Here is a 620-nt window from a genome sequence, read left to right on the forward strand (position 1 = left end):
CAGGGCGAGCATGCCGCCCACCAGCGCCAGATCGGCGATGATGAAGGGCACGATGCCGGCGAAGACCTGTTCCAGCCGCACGTAGTCCCGGGCGACCGAATGTATGACGAAGACGTTGAGCCCCACCGGCGGCGTGATCATCCCGATCTCGAGCAGCTTGGCGACGAGCAGGCCGAACCACAGCTTGTCGACGCCGTGCTGGGCGAGGATCGGCAGGAACAGCGGCAGGGTCAGCAGCAGCGCCCCGATCGGCTCGAGGAACATGCCCAGCACGAGGGAGATCAGCACGGTCACCCGCAGCAGCGCGAAGGTCCCGAGCCCGAGGCTTTCCACGAAACCGCCCATCTGCATCGACAGGCCCGACATGGCCACGAGGCGGGTGAAGAGGTTGGCGCCGATGGCGATGATGAAGAGCGCGCCCGACGAGAGCAGCGTGTCGACGAGGCTTTCCTTGAAGTCGGCCCAGCTCAGCGAGCGGCGCAGCACGCCGATGAGCAGCGCCGCGAAGCTGCCGAAGGCGCCGGCCTCGGTGGCGGTGAAGAAGCCCGAGAACAGCCCGCCGAAGACCGCCGCGATGAGCAGCAGCACCGGCCAGATCTCGGCGGTCTTCCTCCAGCGGG

At 67.7% G+C, this 620-nt stretch carries 1 protein-coding gene; it reads right to left on the bottom strand.

Annotated features, from left to right (window positions below; translation table 11 throughout):
* On the bottom strand, nt 1-620 hold a 620-nt coding region (locus tag HC022_RS28300), incomplete at both ends, for a TRAP transporter large permease subunit (protein WP_167454571.1).

The sequence above is a fragment of the Salipiger sp. HF18 genome, assembly GCF_011806505.1.
GTDB lineage: Bacteria > Pseudomonadota > Alphaproteobacteria > Rhodobacterales > Rhodobacteraceae > Salipiger > Salipiger thiooxidans.